At 74.6% G+C, this 18,629-nt stretch carries 10 protein-coding genes; 3 read left to right on the top strand and 7 right to left on the bottom strand.

The genetic code is table 11. From position 1 onward, the window contains the following. Nucleotides 1-24: 24 nt before the first annotated feature. The 7 genes from AC07GB_RS29520 to AC07GB_RS29490 all read right to left on the bottom strand — a co-directional run bounded on the left by AC07GB_RS29520 (nt 25) and on the right by AC07GB_RS29490 (nt 13,645). Nucleotides 25-2,862 (bottom strand): stealth conserved region 3 domain-containing protein, encoded by a 2,838-nt coding sequence (locus tag AC07GB_RS29520; protein WP_478850693.1) that lies wholly within the window; start codon nt 2,860-2,862, stop codon nt 25-27. Beyond that, on the bottom strand, nt 2,859-3,797 hold the full coding sequence (locus AC07GB_RS29515) for a hypothetical protein (protein WP_478850691.1): 939 nt from the start codon (nt 3,795-3,797) through the stop codon (nt 2,859-2,861). Before AC07GB_RS29515 ends, AC07GB_RS29520 begins: the two co-directional genes overlap by 4 nt. A gap of 80 nt (nt 3,798-3,877) precedes the next feature. Next, nucleotides 3,878-6,154, bottom strand: coding sequence for a bifunctional glycosyltransferase/CDP-glycerol:glycerophosphate glycerophosphotransferase (locus tag AC07GB_RS29510; RefSeq protein ID WP_478850689.1), 2,277 nt, complete (start codon nt 6,152-6,154; stop codon nt 3,878-3,880). 268 nt (nt 6,155-6,422) lie between these two features. Then, nucleotides 6,423-7,328 (bottom strand): carbohydrate ABC transporter permease, encoded by a 906-nt coding sequence (locus tag AC07GB_RS29505; RefSeq protein ID WP_478850687.1) that lies wholly within the window; start codon nt 7,326-7,328, stop codon nt 6,423-6,425. Continuing rightward, nucleotides 7,325-8,605 carry a carbohydrate ABC transporter permease gene (locus AC07GB_RS29500; protein ID WP_478850685.1) on the bottom strand — a complete coding sequence of 427 codons (1,281 nt, stop codon included), beginning with the start codon at nt 8,603-8,605 and terminating at the stop codon, nt 7,325-7,327. Before AC07GB_RS29500 ends, AC07GB_RS29505 begins: the two co-directional genes overlap by 4 nt. 109 nt (nt 8,606-8,714) lie before the next feature. After that, nucleotides 8,715-10,100: an ABC transporter substrate-binding protein gene (locus AC07GB_RS29495; protein ID WP_478850683.1), complete on the bottom strand. Its 1,386-nt coding sequence runs from the start codon at nt 10,098-10,100 to the stop codon at nt 8,715-8,717. Between the two features lie 161 nt (nt 10,101-10,261). After that, nucleotides 10,262-13,645 (bottom strand): FHA domain-containing protein, encoded by a 3,384-nt coding sequence (locus AC07GB_RS29490; protein WP_478850681.1) that lies wholly within the window; start codon nt 13,643-13,645, stop codon nt 10,262-10,264. A gap of 516 nt (nt 13,646-14,161) precedes the next feature. Here AC07GB_RS29490 and AC07GB_RS29485 point away from each other — a divergent pair. The 3 genes from AC07GB_RS29485 to prfB all read left to right on the top strand — a co-directional run bounded on the left by AC07GB_RS29485 (nt 14,162) and on the right by prfB (nt 18,547). Further along, the gene (locus AC07GB_RS29485) at nt 14,162-15,775 is read left to right on the top strand and encodes a serine/threonine-protein kinase (RefSeq protein ID WP_478850679.1); all 1,614 of its coding nucleotides are present in this window, start codon (nt 14,162-14,164) and stop codon (nt 15,773-15,775) included. Between the two features lie 155 nt (nt 15,776-15,930). Further along, nucleotides 15,931-17,160 (top strand): serine/threonine-protein kinase, encoded by a 1,230-nt coding sequence (locus AC07GB_RS29480; RefSeq protein ID WP_478850677.1) that lies wholly within the window; start codon nt 15,931-15,933, stop codon nt 17,158-17,160. A gap of 280 nt (nt 17,161-17,440) precedes the next feature. After that, complete coding sequence (gene prfB / locus AC07GB_RS29475; protein ID WP_478850675.1) at nt 17,441-18,547, top strand: peptide chain release factor 2; 1,107 nt, start codon at nt 17,441-17,443, stop codon at nt 18,545-18,547. Nucleotides 18,548-18,629 lie beyond the last annotated feature (82 nt).

Here is an 18,629-nt window from a genome sequence, read left to right as displayed (position 1 = left end):
CCCGTCGGGGCGCGTCCCCGGCCGTCAGCCCTCGGTGCGCTCGTACGGCGAGCGGACCGGGAAGTACGCCGCGAGGAACGCCCGCAGGGCGAGCGCCGCCTCCTCGTCCGACACGTCGCCGCCGGGCGTCTCCCCGACGCAGAAGGCCGTCTTGTTCCGTGACTGGAGCAGCTGGCCGAGCCGGGCGTGGTCGGCGCGGTCGGCGATGTCCACGAAGTCGTACGCGAGCGAGCCGGGCACGGCCCGGCCCGTCAGATACGCGTAGTGCTGGAACAGCGACGACACGACGGAGTGGTCGTCGTTGCCCCGGAACGGGCTGCGGGCGGTCGCCGCCAGCTCGTCGCCGTACCGCTCGGCCAGCTCCGCGAGCACGTCGCGCCGCAGCGCGTACGGCACGTGCAGCAGGCAGTGCGTGGCCGTGCGGCCGAAGTCGCGGCGCAGCAGGGCCCGGTTGTTCTTCGCGGCGGCCAGGAAGCCCTCGTCGGCCGCCGACACCGGCAGGTCGGGCACGGACACCGACGACCAGAAGAACCGGGCGAGCCCCGAGGGCAGGAAGAACGTGTCCGGGGCCGTGGGGCGGCCAAGGAACATGTCGTCGTTGAAGTACAGGAAGTGCTCCGACAGGCCCTCGATCCGGTGCAGCTGGGTCTCGATGGCGTGCGAGTTGAACGTCGGCAGACAGGCGTCCGGGTCCGCGAACAGGTCGCGGTGGTCGACCACCGTCAGACCCGGATGGCCCCCGTCGAGCCACGCGGGGACCTGGCCCGCCGTGACCAGGTACACGTGCCGCACCCACGGCGCGTACATCGCAAGGGACCGCAGGGAGTAGCGGAGTTCGTCGCGGTTGCGGAAGCGGACCGTCCCGGTGTCGGCCGACGCGCCGTCGCCGGGCCCGCCGAGGGCCGCGGCGCGGGCCGCGCGCCAGTCCGGGTCGGTGTCGTCGACCCAGGTGTAGACGGCGTCGACGGGGAAGTCGACGTCCTTCATGAGCAGCCGCGTGAACACCTCGGTGCTCGGGTACTCCCGCTCGGCGACCCGCAGCCGCGCGGTGGGCGTCAGGGACGGCAGCTCCGCCCCGGCGAGCGTGCTCCCGAACGGCGCCCGCCACGCACGGCCGCTCCCTTCCGGCTCACCGGTCCGCGTCCAGAACGCCACCGTGCACGCCTGCTGCACGCCGTGGCGCAGCGAGAGCGTCGTCGTGGTGACCGGCTTGAAGACCTTGAGGCCCGCCATCTCGCCCACGCTGTCCAGGCGTTCGGCGAGCACCACGCCGGGCGCCGCGTCGCGCGGCGCAACCAGCTCGGCGTACACGGCCTGGCCGTGCAGCGCATCGGCGAGCGCCTTCAGGGCGGCGTCGCGGTGGTCGTCGGCGACGGCGAGGGTGTGCGCGCTCGACCCGCCGTGGGTGCGCACCAGGACGTACGGGACGTCGTGCGCGGCGAGGGCCGTCGCGGTCAGGTCCAGGTTCCAGGCGGCCATGTCGGCGGTGCGGACGTCGTCGCGCCGCTCCGCGAGCCGCCCCACCGAGCGGATCAGCCCCTCGTGCGCGGCCAGGATCTCCTCCTCGCGGGCCCGCTCGTCCTCGGGCGCGGCGGCGTTCAGGGTGTGCGGCGCGGTCGGCCGGAAGCCCGGGCCGCCGGACGCCACGCCGAGCGCCACCCGGTCCGCGCGCTCCGCGAGGCGCTCGGGGCGGTCGCGGTCCGCGACCAGCCGCGTGTACAGCTCCTCCCACAGCGCGGTCACGCGCTCGGACGAGAAGCGGGCGTACACGCCCTCGCGGGCGGCCCGCGCGTACGCAAGGCGTGTGGCGTCGTCGGACATCAACTCGGCCATGGCGGCGGCCAGCTGCTCGATCTCGCCCGGCGGCACGAGGAGCCCGTCCACACGGTGCCGCACGATCTCGGCGGGACCCGTCAGGACGTCGTACGCCACCACCGGCACGCCCGCCGCGAGGGCTTCGAGGAGGACGAGCGGGAACGCCTCGTTGTGGCCGGCCGTCATCAGCGTCAGGCCCGCCTTGGCCCACTCGGCGGCCATGTCCTGGCAGGGGCCGAGGAGTTCGACGCGGTCCTGGAGGCCGAAGGCGTCCACCAGGCGGCGCAGGCTCGGCTCGCGGTGCCCGCCGCCGAAGATCCGCAAGCTCCAGTCCGGGTGCGCCTCCGCGAGCCGCGCGAAGGCGCGCACCGCGTGGTCGACGCGCTTCTCGCCGGTGAGCCGCGCGGCCATCACGATCACCTTGCTGCCGCCGTCGGCGCGCGGCCTGAAGCCGTCGGGCACCGCGTTGGGGATCACCGCGAGCTGCGGCGCCGTCGCGCCCAGGGACTCCGCGATCCACTCCCGGGTCCGCTCCGTGAGCGTCACCAGGGCGTCCAGACGCGGCGCGAAGAGCAGCAGCGGCTCACCGGACGGGCCGCGGCGCTGGGTCGGCCGGTGCTCCTGGTGCACGGTCACCACGCGCGCGGGCGCGAGCCGCACGGCCGCGGCGAGCAGCGCGGGCGTCGTCGTGACCAGGACGTCCGTGTCCAGATCGGTGAGCGCGGCCGTCAGCTCCACATCCGCGAGCCGGTCGAACGCCGACTCCCAGGAGCGCGCGATCAGTTCGCTGGGCAGCGCGGCGAGCGTCCGGCAGGAGGCCTCGTCGAGCCGCGAGCCGCGCACCGGCCGCTCGGGCGTCACCGTGCGGTCCACCAGATAGCGCACGGCCAGGCCCCGCGCCTCGGGGAAGAACGGCTCGGCCCTGGTGCGGAAGACCGAAAGGACCTCCACGTCGTGCCGCTCGGCGAGGTGCAGCGCCTGGGTGTACGTGGCGAGTTCGGTGCCGCCCATCTCGTCGCCCCAGCCGAGGAGGTACGTGATCTTCATGAGGTCTCCTTCTGCTCCAGGTCCCGCCCCAGGTCCAGACAGGTCACGGCGAACGCGCCGGACGCGGTGACGTGCGGATGGGCCCGCACGAGCCCCCCGCCCGGCAGCGCGACGAGCCGGAACGGCGTGGGGAACGCCGACGGCAGGTCCCGTACGTCCGTCAGCCAGCGCCCCAGCGGCAGCTCGCCGACGCGGAAGTCCCACACCCACTGGCCGGGCCCCGCCCCGGCCATCGCCCCCAGCGGCAGCGCGAAGCGGAACCGGTCGCCGTCCCACTCCGGCCGCGCCGGCACGGCCAGGCCGTCCCGCCGCCGCACGGCACTGGCCTCCTGGGCGGCGCGCGCCGCGACCACCCGGCCGTGCACCGTGATGCCGTCACCGCGCGGCTCGAACCGCACCAGCTCCGCGCGCGGCCGCGACCGCGTGACCTGCACGGCGGCCCGCCCGCCACGGCAGCGCACGACCCGCAGGAGCGAGCCGGTGCGCGGATTCGGGGCGTACGGGAGCGTCGGCGTCGGCGGCGCCGGAACGTCGGCGACGGCGAGCCCCTGACGGCGTACGCGGCCGTCCGCCCCGGCCGTGACGACCGTGAGCCGCCAGACGCCCTCGGCCAGGACAGGACCCGCGTCTTCGGCCCCTCCGACGGCGTCACGCAGGCTGACGGTGGCCGTGACAAGGGCACCCTCCGCTACGAGCGGGACGCGGTAGCGGCGGGGGCCGCGGCTGATCAGGAGATGCACGGGGGCCGGGGCGGCCGGGGCGGCCAGGGCGAGATTGAGGGTGCGGCTGTCCCGCAGGGACAGGTGAACGGGCGTCAGCAGCTCACCGCCGCCACGCCGCCGGCGCCCCGCGGTGGCGCGCTCGGCCCGGAACCGGGCCCTGCGGGCGGCCTGCCGGGCCTTGCGGGCAAACCCCCCAGTCAGAAAAGTCTGCATCGCCCCACTTTGCCCGCTCCCCGCCCGCAGCACCCGCAGCGCCGCGCTGCGGTCACCCGCTGTGGGCCCACGCCCCCCGGCTACCGCCCCCGGCCCGGCAGGAGCGTGGCGCTCTGCGCGACCCCGGCGTCCTCGGCCCCGGGCACACGGGTGCCCTCGGGCCCCGCCGCCGGCGCGGGGTGCCGCTCCGTGAGCGGCACGACCGGAGGCAGGGGAGTCTTCGCCCCGAACACCACCCGGCGCACGGCACGCTCCGCGGCGCTCCCGTCGTCGTAGGGGCAGAACCGCTCCCTGAAGGCCCGCCGCAGCTGGGCCGAGCGCGAGCCGCGCCAGTGCCCGGACGCGAAGATGTCGGCCAGCTCGTCCTCGCCGCGCGCCACCGCGCCCGGCGGGAAGGCGCGCACGTCGAAGTAGGTGCCGCGGGCCGCCTCGTACGCCTCCCAGTCGTCGGCGTGCAGGACGATCGGCCGGTCCAGGTTCGCGTAGTCGAACATCAGCGACGAGTAGTCCGTGACCAGGGCGTCCGCCGCCAGGCACAGGCGCCCCGCGTCCGGCTCGCCGGACACGTCGGCCCACCGCCCGGCGAGGTCACCCGGCAGCGGCTGCGCGTCCACGTGCGGGGCGTGCACCAGGACCGTGAAGCGCGGACCGAGGCGGCGCAGGAGCCGCTCCAGGTCGACGCCGAGCCGCTGGGTGCGCCGGTAGTCGCGGTACTCCGGCGCGTACAGGATCGCCGTCGTCCCCGGCCGCACGCCGAGGCTCTCGCGGATCCGCGCCACCTCGGCCGCCGTGGCCCGCTGATAGCGGTCGTTGCGCGGACAGCCGTACTCCAGCGTCGTGTACGTCGCCGGGTACGCCCGCTCACCCGCGAGGGTCGCGTGGCGGTTGGCGGACAGGACGTAGTCCCAGGTGTCGGCGTCGCGCAGCCGCGCCTCGACGTCCGTGCCGCACGCCGCCGCCGGACGCTCCAGGAGGTCGGCGCCCTCGTGCCGCAGGGGCGTGCCCCGGTGGGCCCGCACGACGAGCTGACCGGGGCGCTTGACCGCGCGGCGGTCGAAGCCCGCGTCGCTCACCAGGTACGCGGCGCGCGCGAGGGCCGTCCAGGCCGCGGCCGTGCCGGGCGTGAGCCTGCGGGTCGCGGCCGGCACCGTGTGGTGGTGCGCGGGCGCCGCGAGCCACGCGGTGCGCACGTGCGGCACAAGCTCGCGGAACGCGGCCTCCAGGGCGCCGGGGTCACCGCTGTACCCCCGCCCGTCGCCCGCCGTGAACACCGCGAGGTCCGCCCGCACCGGACGCCGCAGCTGGATCCGGTAGTGCAGCCGCAACAGGGCCTCACGGGCGCGCCCCAGCACCCCGGCAAAGACCCGCGCGGCCGTCGCGCCGCTCCTGCGCACCGCCCGCAGGACCTGGTACGCGCGGTGCGAGCCGAGCCGCACCAGGGCGTGCCGCAGCCGTGCGCCCGCGCGCGGCCGGGAGCCGGGGACGTGGAAGCGGCGGTAGTGGGCACGCGCCCGGCGCAGGAACTCGGGCCGTGATGCGCGCGGGAGCCGCTCCGGCCTGGAGTAGATGGCCAGGAGATGGTCGACCATGCGCCGGAAGACCAGGGCCCGCCACGCCTCCGGCAGCTGGGGCCGCGTATCGAGGAAGGCGAACACCCGCTCGTACTGGTCGAAGACGTCGAAGTGCGCGCGGCCCGCCGTGCCGAGGATCCCGCCGCGCCGCCGCTGCCGGTAGCGGACGCACACCCGGTCGAGCGTCGCGATGGACTTCGCCGACATCATCAGCGGGTACGTCCACGGCGCGTCCTCGTAGGTGCCGGGCGGGAAGGTGAGGCCGGTCCGCTCGACGAACTCGCGGCGGTACGCCTTGTTCCAGGCGACCATGAGCAGCCGCAGCAGGCCGCTCCTGTCGGCCAGTTCGAAGGGGGCCGGGCCGTCCTCGTGGAGGAGGTGCGCGAGCTGGTTGCGGACCCGCTCGCCCGTCCAGTACGTCCGCTCGTAGTCGTAGACCAGGACGTCGGGCTCACCGGTCTCCTTGAGCCGGTCGGCGACGGCCTGGAGGGAGCCGGGCGCCAGGCTGTCGTCGGCGTCGAGGAAGAGCAGGAAGTCGCCGGTGGCGTGCTCCAGCCCCGCGTTCCGGGCGCGGCCGAGGCCCACGTTCTCTTCCAGATGGACGGCCTTGACGCGGGCGTCACGCCCGGCGAACTCGTCGATGATCGCGCCGCAGCCGTCCGGCGAGCGGTCGTCGACCGCGATCAGCTCCCAGTCCGCGAAGCCCTGTTCCAGGACGGAGGTGAGGCACTCGTGCAGATACGCCTGCACCTGGTACGCGGGGACGATGACACTGAACCGGGGCACGGCACATCCATGGGTCGGCGCGGGCACTCTGCCCGGGAACGCCCGGTGAGGTGATCTGGTTACGCCGGGGTGTCCCCATCGGGGGACGCCCGTCAAGCGGACAGAAAGGGGACGGTCCGGTGCCGGACCGTCCCCTTTCGTTCAAGTGGCGCTATGCGTAAGGCAGTTGATCGGCCCGGTGCCGCCGGGCGCGCGGGCGCGTACGCGTCCCCATTTGACGGCGCCCGCCCCGGCCGGCCGGCCCCGCCACCGGCGACGGCGCCCGCCGCTACTTCACGGCTCCCGCCATCACGCCGGACACGAACTGCCGCTGGAACGCGAAGAACACGGCCAGCGGGATCACCATCGAGATGAACGCCCCGGGCGCGAGGATCTGCACGTTGTCTCCGAAGAACCGCACCTGCTGCTGGAGCGCCACCGTGATCGGCGGGCTGCCCGCGTCCGCGAAGATCAGCGCGATCAGCATGTCGTTCCACACCCACAGGAACTGGAAGATGCCGAGCGAGGCGATCGCGGGCGCGCCGAGCGGCATCACCACGCGGAGGAAGAGCCGTAGCTCACCGGCGCCGTCGAGACGCGCCGCCTCGAGCAGCTCGCGGGGGATCTCCGCGAAGAAGTTCCGCAGGAGGAAGATCGCGAACGGCAGCCCGAAGGCGGTGTGGAAGAGCACCACGCCCGTCGTCGTCTCGAAGATCCCCACCTTGCCGAAGAGGTCCGACACCGGGACGAGCGCCACCTGCACCGGCACCACGAGCAGCCCCACCACGCCGAGGAACCACCAGTCCCGGCCCGGGAACTCCATCCAGGCGAACGCGTACCCGGCGAGCGAGCCGATCACCACCACCAGCAGCGTCGCCGGGACGGTGATGGTCACGCTCGTCAGGATCGAGTCGGTGATCGTCTCGTCCTTCAGGAGGCTGGAGTAGTTCTCGAACGTCAGCTGCGACGGCGCGCCGAAGACCTTCCACCAGCCCGTCTCGCTCATGTCCTCCTTGGTGCGCAGCGAGCCGAGCAGCAGGCCGAGCGTGGGCACCAGCCAGAACAGGCCGATGAGGACGAGGAAGACCCGTACCGCGGTGCCGCCGAGCAGCCCCGCGATCCGCCCGCCGAGCGACTGCCTGGCCTTGACCGGGCCCGTCCCCGCCCCCGCGGCGGCCCGAGTGTGCGTGCTCATCGCTTCGCCTCCCGCCGCAGCCGCCGCATGTTGAACCACATCACCGGGATCACGAGGAGGAAGAGCAGCACCGCGATCGCGCTCGCCACACCGTCGTTCTGGTCCCCGAAGGCCGAGTTGTAGAGCTGGACGGCGAGGACGTTCGCCTCGTCCTTGGAGGAGCCCGGCGGGATCACGAAGACCAGGTCGAAGATCTTCATCACGTTGATCATCAGCGTCACCAGGACCACCGCGAGGACGGGCGCGAGCAGCGGCACCGTCACCCGGCGGAACACCTGCCACTCGTTGGCGCCGTCCACGCGCGCCGCCTCCAGGAGTTCGCGCGGCACGCTCGCCAGGCCCGCCGCGATGAGCACCATCGCGAACCCGGCCCACATCCACACGTAGCTGCCGATGACGGCGGGTGTGATGAGCGAGGGGCCGAGCCAGTTCACGCCGTCGTACGGCTCGCGGAAGTTCGACGCGGGGTAGCGCAGCAGCGCCCCGTCCGCCTCCTCGGGCAGGGCGAACGTGCCGTCGTCCGCCGCCTTCGTGGACGCCACCACCTCGCCGTCCTTGACCGCCTCGATCTTGATGCCCGGGTAACCCAGCTCGGCGGCGTCCGGGGCGTTGACCTCGCCGCGGCCCTTGCCGCGGGTGAAGTCCTGCCAGGCCGTGCCGGTGACCTTGCCGGGGTCGGCCTCGGCGGGCTTCGCGGACGCGGCGCTGTCGGGCATCCGGTCGGGCGGCACGCCGGTCAGCGGCAGCGCCACCGGCTGCCCGGCGCGTACGGGGGCGCGCGTGACGAAGGCCCCGCCGCCCGCCTCCTTCATCGGGGACCTCGCGGCGAGGTGCCCGCTGGGGAAGTGCGACGACTCGGCGAACGTGTCGTGCACGCCCACCCACACGGCGTTGGCCACCCCGCGGTCGGGGTTCGCCTCGTACACGAGCCGGAAGATGATCCCCGCCGCCAGCATCGAGATCGCCATCGGCATAAAGATCACGATCTTGAACGCCGTGCCCCAGCGCACCCGTTCGGTGAGCACGGCGAAGATCAGGCCGAGCGCGGTCGCCACGGCGGGCGCCAGCACCACCCAGATCGCCGTGTTCTTGACGGCGGTGCGGATCCCGTCGTCCTCGAACATCGTCTCGTAGTTGTCGACGCCCGCGAAGTCGCCGCCCTGGTCGAAGAAGCTGCGCAGGACGGAGAACCCGATCGGGTACAGCACGAGCGCGCCGAGCAGCACCAGGGCGGGCAGCAGGAACAAGGCCGCCACCGCCTTGCGGGTCCCGGTCACGCTCCTGCGGGGACCGGCGCCGCGCGGGCCGGTCGTGGACGTACGCGCCGTTGGCCTTGCCGGGGGCACCGCGGCGGTGCCCCCGGCGTCCGGAGTCGTCATCGCCCCGTCAGCTCTTCGGGTACGCCTTGGCCGCCGCGTCCTCCAGCGTCCGCTGGGTGCCCGCGACGTCATCCGGGTTCTTCAGGAAGTCCTGGAGCGCCTTCCACTCGCCCTTGCCGGGCGTGCCGCCGAAGGCCGGGGGCGCCTGGTCGGACATGTCGAAGCGGATGTCGTCGCCCGCCGCGATGAGCGCCTTGGCGATACCGCGCTGCACGTCGTTCGGGTACGCGGCCACGTCCAGGTTCTTGTTCGGCGACACGAAGCCGCCCGCCTCCGCCCAGATCCTCGCCGCGTCCGGCGACGCCAGGAAGGTGAGCAGCGCCTGCGCGCCCTTGCCGTCCTTCAGCGCGACCGCGGCGTCACCGCCGACCACCGCGGGGGACTCCTTCCCGACCGCGGGGAACGGGAACGCCTTCGCGTCCGTGCCCACCTTCGCCTTCGTCTCGGAGATCGAGAGCGACACCATGTCGCCCTCGAAGACCATGCCCGCCTTGGGCTGCTCGCCGCCGACGAAGGTCTGCTTCACCGAGGCCGGGAACTCCGTCTGGAGCGCGCCGTCCGCGCCCCCGGCGATGAACCCCTTCTTCCCGAAGAGCCCGCCGAGTGTCGTCAGCGCCTTCTTGACCGAGGGATCCGTCCACTTGATCTTGTGCTGGGCGAGCTGGTCGTACTTCTCGGGGCCCGCCTGCGAGAGATAGACGTTCTCGAACCAGTCGGTGAGCGTCCAGGCCTCCGCCCCGCCCACGGACACCGGCGCGACCCCGGAGTCGTACACCGTCTGGGCGGTCTTCATGAACTCGTCCCAGGTCTTGGGCTCTTCGACGCCCGCGTTCTCGAAGACCTTGGTGTTGTACCAGACCAACGACTTGTTGGCCGCCTTGAAGTACACGCCGTACTGCTTGCCGCCGATGGCCCCGAGGTCCTTCCAGCCCTGCGCGTAGTTCTCGTCCAGCTCCTTCTGCGCCGCCGCGCCGAGCGGCTTGGCCCACTTCTTCTCCACGGCCTGCTTCACCGCGCCGACCTGCGGCAGCATCGCCACGTCCGGGGGCTCGCCGCCCGCCACCTTCGACGCGAGGAAGCTGATGATCGGCTCCTGCGCGGGCACGAACGACACATCGGCGCCCGTCCGCTCCTCGAACTCGTCGAGGACCTCGAGGAACACCTTGCGCTCCGCGCCGCCCCACACAGCCGAGACCGACAGCTTCTGCCCGTCCAGCTTCGGCAGTTGAACGGTGGCCGCCGTGTCTTCCTTGCCGCCCTTGCCGCCCTTGCCGTTCCCCTCGTCGTCCTTGTCGTCGTCACCGCCGCATGCGGTGAGGCCAAGGGCGAGGGCGCCCACCGCCGTGGCGGCGACCACCCTGCCGGTCGTCCGTGTACGAAGAGTGCTGCGCATCGCTGCCCCGTTCTCTTCCCCTGACAGTCCCGTTCCGGCCTGTCTACGCCTGGGGAGGTGGGGCGGCAAGACGGCCTACGCTGTCAAGTCGCCGATCGTGATGCCGTTGTGACGGTCCCTCACCCTCACCTGCCCGCTGTGGCCCGCACCGCGGCGCGGCCTCACAGCAGGGACGGCACCTGGTCCGCCGAGACCTCGCGGGCCGCCCGGTCCAGGGCGCTGGCCAGGAGGGCCAGGTCCGTCGGTCCGTTGCCCAGTTCGCGGACGGGGCGGCGGGTGGGGGGATCCCCCATGCGGTCCCACTCCAGGGGGACCACGGTGGGCCGCAGCGTCGCCGTCCGAGGGATGCGCCCCGTGACCCGCCCCGCCTGGAACGCGGTCACCCGTCCGTCCGGCCCCCGCAGCACACCCCGCCCGGGCGCCGCGTCCTCCGCCCCGCCCCCGGGCGCGTCCAGCGTGACCCGGAGCCCGGCCCGCCGGCCCACCTCCGTGCCGGCCACGCGCTCGGCGTCGCGCACGGCGGCCACCAGATGCACCCCGAGCCGCTCCCCGTCCCGCGCCACCGCGTCGAGCGCCCGGACGACGGACCCGGCGGCGGGCCGCCCCGGCGACCCGAGCGCGGGCGCGAGCAAGGAGTCGTAGTCGTCGACGACCACGACGAGCCGCGCGAGCGGCGGCCCCGGCTCGGGCCGCGCCGCGGCCCCGGGCGGCCGCAGCCGCAGCGTGGAGCTGCTCGGCGCCTCGATGTCCCCGGCCCCCGACGCCTCGGCGTCCACCGCCCCCCGAGGCGCCACGATCCGCCCGGCCACCGCCCGCCCCGTGTGCCACTCGGCGAAACCCTGCCGCCCGAGCAGCTCGGCCCGCCGCTTCAGCTCCGCGGTGAGGGACTGCGCGAACTCCCGCATCCGTACGGGGTCGTTGGCGGCGAGGTGGGTGCCGACGTGGGGCAGGTCCGTACAGGCCCGGAGCCCTTCGCCGGGCCGCTCGCCCGTGCCGGTGCCACCCGCCCCGCCGCCGTCCCGCCCGTCGACCCCGCCGTCGACGAGGACGACGCCGAGCCGGTCGGGCCGCTCGGCCGCGGCGAGGGACGCGGCGACGGACCGCAGCAGCTCCGTGCGCCCGCTGCCGGGCGGACCCGCCACCAGCAGGTGCGGCCCGTCCGCCGCGAGGTCCACCACGACGGGCCCGCGCGGCCCCGCGCCGAGCACCGCCCAGGCCCGCCCGCCCAGGGCGCCCGTGTCGTCCCCCGCCGCCGCCCAGCGCGCCATCAGCGAGGCGGGCGTGGCCCGGGCGAGCCCCAACTCGTCCAGGAGCCGCGCGGACTGCGGCAGCGGCACCGCCACGCGCGCGTGCCCGCCGCCCGTGCCGTCGGGCCGCAGCGGGGCGAGCGCCCGCGCGAAGCGCTGCGCCCACGCCGCCGACACGGCGTCCACGACGGCGACCGTGCCGTGCCCCGCGGGCTGCCCGTCCGCCGTGCGCAGCACCCGCAGGGCCGTCGCCACGTCACCGCTGAGCAGCGCGACCGCACCGCAGGCCCGGAAGGCGGGCGACACCGAGCACGCCGCCTCGTACGTCTCCGTCACCGGCGACGCGGGCGAGGCCGCGGCCGTCTCGGCCAGGCACACCACGTGGATCCCGGCCTTGCCGCCGTCCCGCGCGAGGCGCACGGCGGCCTCCCGCAGCGTGGCCGAACCGGGGTCGCCGTCGACGACCACGACCGTGCGCGGCCCGGGCGCCGCCGCCGTCTCTACCGCCCGCTCTCCGCCGGGGCCCGCCTCTGGGGCGTCCGGCTCGTCCAAGGGCTCGTCCAGGGGCTCGCCCCGGGGCTCTTCCAGCGGCTCGTCCAGGCGGCGCAGCAGCTCGGCCGTGCGCGCCGCCGCCTGCTCGCGGTCGTACGCGAGCAGCAGTCGGCAGTCCTGGCCGTGCGCGGGCCGCAGATGCGGCAGCCAGCCGAGCCAGGCCCACTCCTCGGCGCGCTCGCCCGGCGTGCGCGCGCGGTCCGTGCTGATCAGCACGATCTCCAGGTCCGTGGGGGAGTGCAGCGCGGCCAGCTGCGCGAGCACCGAACGGGCGAGGCCCGCGAGCCGCTCGCGCGGCCCGGCGATCCCGAGCGCCCCCGCCTCCCGGAGGCTCACCGTCACCGGCACGGCGGGCAGCAGCGCGCTCTGGCCGGGCGCCGCCCGGTCGACCGTGCCGAGGCGCACCGCGAGCGCCTCCGGGTGCCCGGGCCCGCGCTCCCACAGCCGCGTCCCCGGCCCGAGCGCCGTCAGGAGCAGCGCCGCCGCGTCGGGCCACACCTCGGGCACGGGCTCCGGGAGCGGGGCGCCCTCGCCCCACTCCTCGTACGCCCCCGGTCCCTCCGGGCCGTCGTACACCTCGTCGTACGCGCTGTGCTCGCGCGCCGTCTCCTCGCCGCGCCCTCCGGTCAGGCGGCGCGCCCACGCGGACAGGCCGCCGCGCTTGCGCGGACCGCGCGGCAGGGGCGTCCCGCGCGCGGGGGTGCCGTTGTGATGCCGCTCGGCCTCGGGCGCTCCGCCCTGCCGGGGCACCACGGGGGGCTCCGCGCCTCCGCCGCCCCCGGAGGCGCCCCACTCGGCCGTGCCGTACGCGTGCTGCGTCGCGCCGTCTCCCGCGGACGCGGGCCGGGCGGGGGCGGCGTGCGTACCCGGTGCGGCGGGGTGGCCGGGCGTCCCCGGCGCCCCGGAGCCTTCCGCGGCGCCCGCCGAGGCCCTGGCGCCCCAGGCGCCGTCCGTGCCCCTCATGCCCCTCATGCCCCCCACGACGCCCGTGCCGGCCGTGGTCCGCGCGCCGCCGAAGCCCGCTCCTTCTTCCTCTCCTCGCCCGGATCCCCGTACAACTCCTTGCCCGGATCCCGATACAGCTCCTTGTGCGGCGACCCGCACGCGCACGTGTCCCTCGCCGTCCGCCGCGGTGTCCAGCACGCCGCCCATGCCGCTGCCCGTGGTCAGCCGGAGCACCGACTCGCCGATGCGCAGGAGCGAGCCGGAGGTGAGCCGCACCGGGCGGTCGGTGAGCACGCGGCCGTCCACCTCCGTGCCGTTCGTCGAGCCGAGGTCCGTGACCGTGACCCGGCCGTCCGGGTCGAGCGTGACCGCGCAGTGCAGCCGGGACACGTCCGGGTCGTCCAGGGGCACATCGGCCTGCGCCGAGCGGCCGACGCGGATCTGGCCGCCGTGCAGCAGGTGCACCCCGCCCGCGTCCGGACCGGCGACGACATGCAGCTGGGCGGCGGCGTCCGCCGGCTCGGGGCCCGGCTCCGCGGGGGTGCCCACGCACAGCACCGCGCCGTCCACCAGCGGGGGCTCGCCGAGCGTGCAGCGCTGGAGGTCAAGACGCTCCGACTCCGCGTAGAGGACGGCGGGGCCCTCGCCCGCGGCGACGGCGGCGGCGAGGCCGGAGGCGACGGCGGCGAGCGCGGTCCCGGCGGGCGCGGTGACCAGCACGTCACAGGCCGCCGCGGGGCGTCCCCCCGGCTCGGCGGTCTGGCCGCCACGCGGCCCGAGGACGGTCAGCCGGATCTGCATGCCGTCAGCGGTCCCTTCTGCGCTGGGCGCCCGGCACGGGGACTCGCGCTGTGATTCCCCCCACCGCACACGGGCACGTCGGCCAGTACGGAAGCATCCTCGCACCTGCCACCGACAACACGCCCGCCCCCCACCCGTAAGTGATCTTGATTGGTCGCCTCTGTACGGAAACGTGCCCGGAAAAGTGCGGGAAGCGGGCCAGAAGGAAAATCGTCACCCCGCGTCCACGAAAACCCCGGCGCGACCCCCTGCCGAACCCCTACCGGAACCCCGCCCCGAGCCCCTTTCGGACGCCCGTCCGGGGCCGTCGGCAACCAACGGCCCTGGTAGCGCGTCTTCCCTGCGAACAAAGGTCCGCACGGGCGGCGGCCACTGGCAAGATCGTCGTCCGGTGCCCCGTCCGGCGGCACTACAGTGGGTCGGAACGCCCATCGCGGCGAGGGCCGACCGGGATCCCCGGGTCACCGGGAGCCTGAGGACCACAGATCCACACCGATCCAGCAGGGAGCGCATGACGTGCGGCCGGTAGGCAGCAAGTACCTGCTCGAGGAGCCGCTCGGGCGCGGCGCCACGGGCACCGTCTGGCGAGCCCGCCAGCGGGAGACCGCGGGTGCCGAGGCGGCCGTCCCCGGCCAGCCCGGCGAGACCGTCGCGATCAAGGTCCTCAAGGAGGAACTCGCGAACGACGCGGACGTCGTGATGCGCTTCCTCAGGGAGCGCTCCGTCCTGCTCCGCCTCACGCACCCGAACATCGTCCGCACCCGCGACCTCGTCGTCGAGGGCGACCTCCTCGCCCTGGTCATGGACCTGGTCGAGGGCCCGGACCTGCACAAGTACCTGCGTGAGAACGGCCCCTTCACCCCGGCCGCCGCCGCCCTGCTCACCGCGCAGATCGCCGACGCCCTGGCCGCGAGCCACGCCGACGGCGTCGTCCACCGCGACCTGAAGCCCGCGAACGTCCTGGTCAAGCAGGACGCCAACGGCATGCACCCGATGCTCACGGACTTCGGCATCGCCCGCCTCGCCGACTCCCCGGGCCTCACCCGCACCCAGGAGTTCGTCGGCACGCCCGCGTACGTCGCGCCGGAGTCCGCGGAGGGCCGCCCGCAGACCAGCGCGGTCGACATCTACGGGGCCGGCATCCTGCTGTACGAGCTGGTCACCGGCCGCCCGCCGTTCGCCGGCGGCTCCGCGCTCGAAGTCCTGCACCAGCACCTGAGCGCCGAGCCGCGCCGCCCCTCCACCGTGCCCGACCCCCTGTGGACGGTCATCGAGCGCTGCTTGAGCAAGGACCCGGACCGCCGCCCCAGCGCCGAGAACCTGGCGCGCGCCCTGCGCACCGTCGCCGACGGCATCGGCGTGCACGCCTCCGCCGCGCAGATCGCCGCCGCCGAGGGCGTCGCCGCCCTGCTCGCGCCCGACCCGGCGCCCGCGCCGGTGCCGGACACCCCCGGCGCGGCCGACCCCACCCAGGTCCTGCCGAACACCTCGGGCCCCGGCGCCTTCGACCCGGCCGCGCCCACCAGCGTCATGCCGCACACCGGCGGCCCGCACGCCGACCCGACGGCCGTCATGCCCCCGGTGGGCCCCGGCCAGGGCCCGGACGACCCGCACCCCTGGCAGAGCCAGATGCGGGCCGCCCGCGACCGCAACGACCAGACGCAGGTGCAGTACCTGGACCCCAGCCAGGACCCCCTGCGCCGCCGCCCGCAGCGCCAGGTCGCCCGGCCCCAGCAGCGACCTCCGCAGCCGCAGCCGTACGCCCCCCAGCACCAGCCGCAGCCGTACCCGCCCCAGCAGCAGTACGCGCCGCAGCACCAGCCCCAGCCCTACGCGCCCCAGCAGCCGCAGCCCTACGCGCCCCCCGCGCCCGCACCCCAGCAGCCGCAGCCGCCCCAGCCCGAGCCGCCCCGCCAGCGCCGCCAGCGCAGCGCGAACCCGACGAAGATCCCGGGCCTCGGCTGCCTCAAGGGCTGCCTGGTCGTCCTCGTCATCCTGTTCGTCGCGAGCTGGCTGGTCTGGGAGCTGAGCCCGCTCCAGGACTGGATCGGCACGACTAAGGGGTACTGGGACCAGCTCCAGGACGTGTGGAACAAGGTCTCGGAGTGGAGTTCGAAGATCAACGGATGAGGACACGCCCGGGCCCCGGCCCGGGCCGGGGTGCGGCAAGACCCTCACGACCCAGGGGATTTGTCGACATCTGAGGGGTGATTTCCGTTCCCGGAGTGAAGGTTGGCGTCACGGACGCGTACTTTTGACGCCAACACACATCCGTAGGAGCAGTCTTGGCACGCAAGATCGGCAGCCGGTACACCGCCCATCAGATCCTGGGCCGTGGCAGCGCCGGCACGGTGTGGCTCGGCGAGGGCCCCGAGGGGCCCGTCGCCATCAAGCTGTTGCGCGAGGACCTGGCCTCCGACCAGGAGCTGGTCGGCCGCTTCGTCCAGGAGCGCACGGCCCTGCTCAGCCTCGACCACGCGCGCGTGGTGGGCGTCCACGACCTGGTCGTCGACGGCAACGACCTCGCGCTCGTCATGGACCTCGTCCGCGGCACGGACCTGCGTACCCGCCTGGAGCGCGAGCGCCGCCTCGCCCCCGAGGCCGCCGTCGCCATCGTCGCGGACGTCGCCGACGCCCTGGCCGCCGCGCACGCCGCCGGAATCGTCCACCGCGACGTCAAGCCCGAGAACGTCCTCCTGGACATGCAGGGCCCCCTCGGCCCCGGCGGCTCCCACCCGGCCCTCCTGACGGACTTCGGCGTCGCCAAACTCATCGACACCCCGCGCCGGACCCGCGCCACGAAGATCATCGGTACGCCGGACTATCTGGCACCCGAGATCATCGAGGGCCTGCCCCCGCGCGCGGCCGTCGACATCTACGCCCTCGCCACCGTCCTCTACGAACTCCTCGCGGGCTTCACCCCCTTCGGCGGCGGCCACCCCGGCGCGGTCCTGCGCCGCCACGTCACCGAGACCGTCGTCCCCCTGCCCGGCATCCCCGAAGAGCTGTGGCAGCTCATGGTCCAGTGCCTGGCCAAGGCGCCCGCGTCCCGGCTGCGCGCCTCCGAGCTGGCCGCCCGCCTGCGCGAACAGCTCCCCCTGCTCGCGGGAATCCCGCCCCTGGACGTCGACGAGCCCGACGCGGAGCCGCAGGGCGCGGACGCGCGCGACGAGGCCCCGCAGGAGCCCCGCCCGCGCCCCCCGCGGCGCGGCGCCGTCCCCCTGGTCCCCGGGGCCACCCCCGCCGACGCCAACCGCGACACCCACACCTCCATGCGCGTCCCCGGCCCCGAGGAACTGGCCGGAGGCGCCCTGGGCACCGCCCGCGTCCCCCGCGAGACCGGCACGGCCCGCCCCGGCTCGGCCCGCCACCGCTCCACCACGCGCCGCCGCCGCATCGCCATCGGGGCGGCGGGGGCGGCACTGGCCGCCGCGATAGGCGCAGGCGCCTGGTACGCCACCACGGACGACCCCCCGCCCCCCACCCCCAAGAACTCGGCACCCCCGGTCCCCTAGCCCTCGGGGCCCCGGAGCCTCCGCCGCGCGAGGGAGCGGGCCGTCGGGGGCGCGGGGCCGGGCCGGGCGCCCCACGGTCCACTCGCCCTCCGCGCCGCCGCCCCCCGACCCGGCGGCCGCCGCGTCGCCCCACCTTCCAGTTGACTAGAACGAACGCTCTATCCAGAGGCTTCTCAGTTTCCCGTGCGGCCCGGTCTCATGGACCCACGCCGACTTCGCGCCGAGGTAGGCCAGGGACCACGGGGGGAGGGACCGTGGCCGCAGCCGTTACGCTGGTGTCGTGGCAGTCGTCGACGTATCCGAAGAGCTCAAGTCCCTCTCCTCGACCATGGAGTCGATCGAGGCCGTCCTGGACCTCGACAAGCTGAGGGCAGACATCGCCGTGCTCGAGGAGCAGGCGGCCGCGCCGTCCCTCTGGGACGACCCCGAAGAGGCGCAGAAGATCACCAGCAAGCTGAGCCACCTCCAGGCGGAGGTGCGCAAGGCGGAGACCCTGCGCGGGCGCATCGACGACCTGGGCGTGCTCTTCGAGATGGCCGAGGAGGAGGACGACCCGGACACCCGCGCGGAGGCCGAGACGGAGCTGACGGCCGTCAAGAAGGCCCTCGACGAGATGGAGGTCCGCACCCTCCTGTCCGGTGAGTACGACGCCCGTGAGGCCCTCGTCACCATCCGCGCGGAGGCCGGCGGCGTCGACGCCTCCGACTTCGCGGAGAAGCTCCAGCGCATGTACCTGCGCTGGGCGGAGCGCCACGGCTACAAGACGGAGCTGTACGAGACGTCGTACGCGGAAGAGGCCGGCATCAAGTCGACCACCTTCGCCGTCCAGGCTCCGTACGCCTACGGCACGCTCTCCGTGGAGCAGGGCACGCACCGCCTGGTGCGCATCTCGCCGTTCGACAACCAGGGCCGTCGGCAGACGTCCTTCGCGGGCGTGGAGATCCTGCCCGTGGTCGAGCAGACGGACCACATCGAGATCGACGAGAGCGAGCTGCGCGTCGACGTGTACCGCTCGTCGGGCCCCGGCGGCCAGGGCGTCAACACGACGGACTCCGCGGTCCGCCTGACCCACCTCCCCACCGGCATCGTCGTCTCCTGTCAGAACGAGCGCTCGCAGATCCAGAACAAGGCGACCGCGATGAACGTCCTCCAGGCGAAGCTCCTCGAGCGCCGCCGCCAGGAGGAGCAGGAGAAGATGAACGCCCTCAAGGGCGACGGCGGAAACTCCTGGGGCAACCAGATGCGTTCGTACGTCCTGCACCCGTACCAGATGGTGAAGGACCTGCGCACGGAGCACGAGGTCGGTAACCCGGAAGCGGTGTTCAACGGCGAGATCGACGGCTTCCTGGAGGCCGGAATTCGCTGGCGCAAGCAGCAGGAGAAGTAATTTCGGCGCTTTGTCGACACGACGGTTTCCCGTCGGGGTCGTCGGGCGCTGTGCGAGATTTCCGGTAACCGCGGCCCACAGG

It is taken from the genome of Streptomyces sp. NPDC045778 (assembly GCF_056431945.1).
Note: the sequence above shows the minus strand (reverse complement) of the source record. Positions and strands in the feature narration are given on the sequence as shown.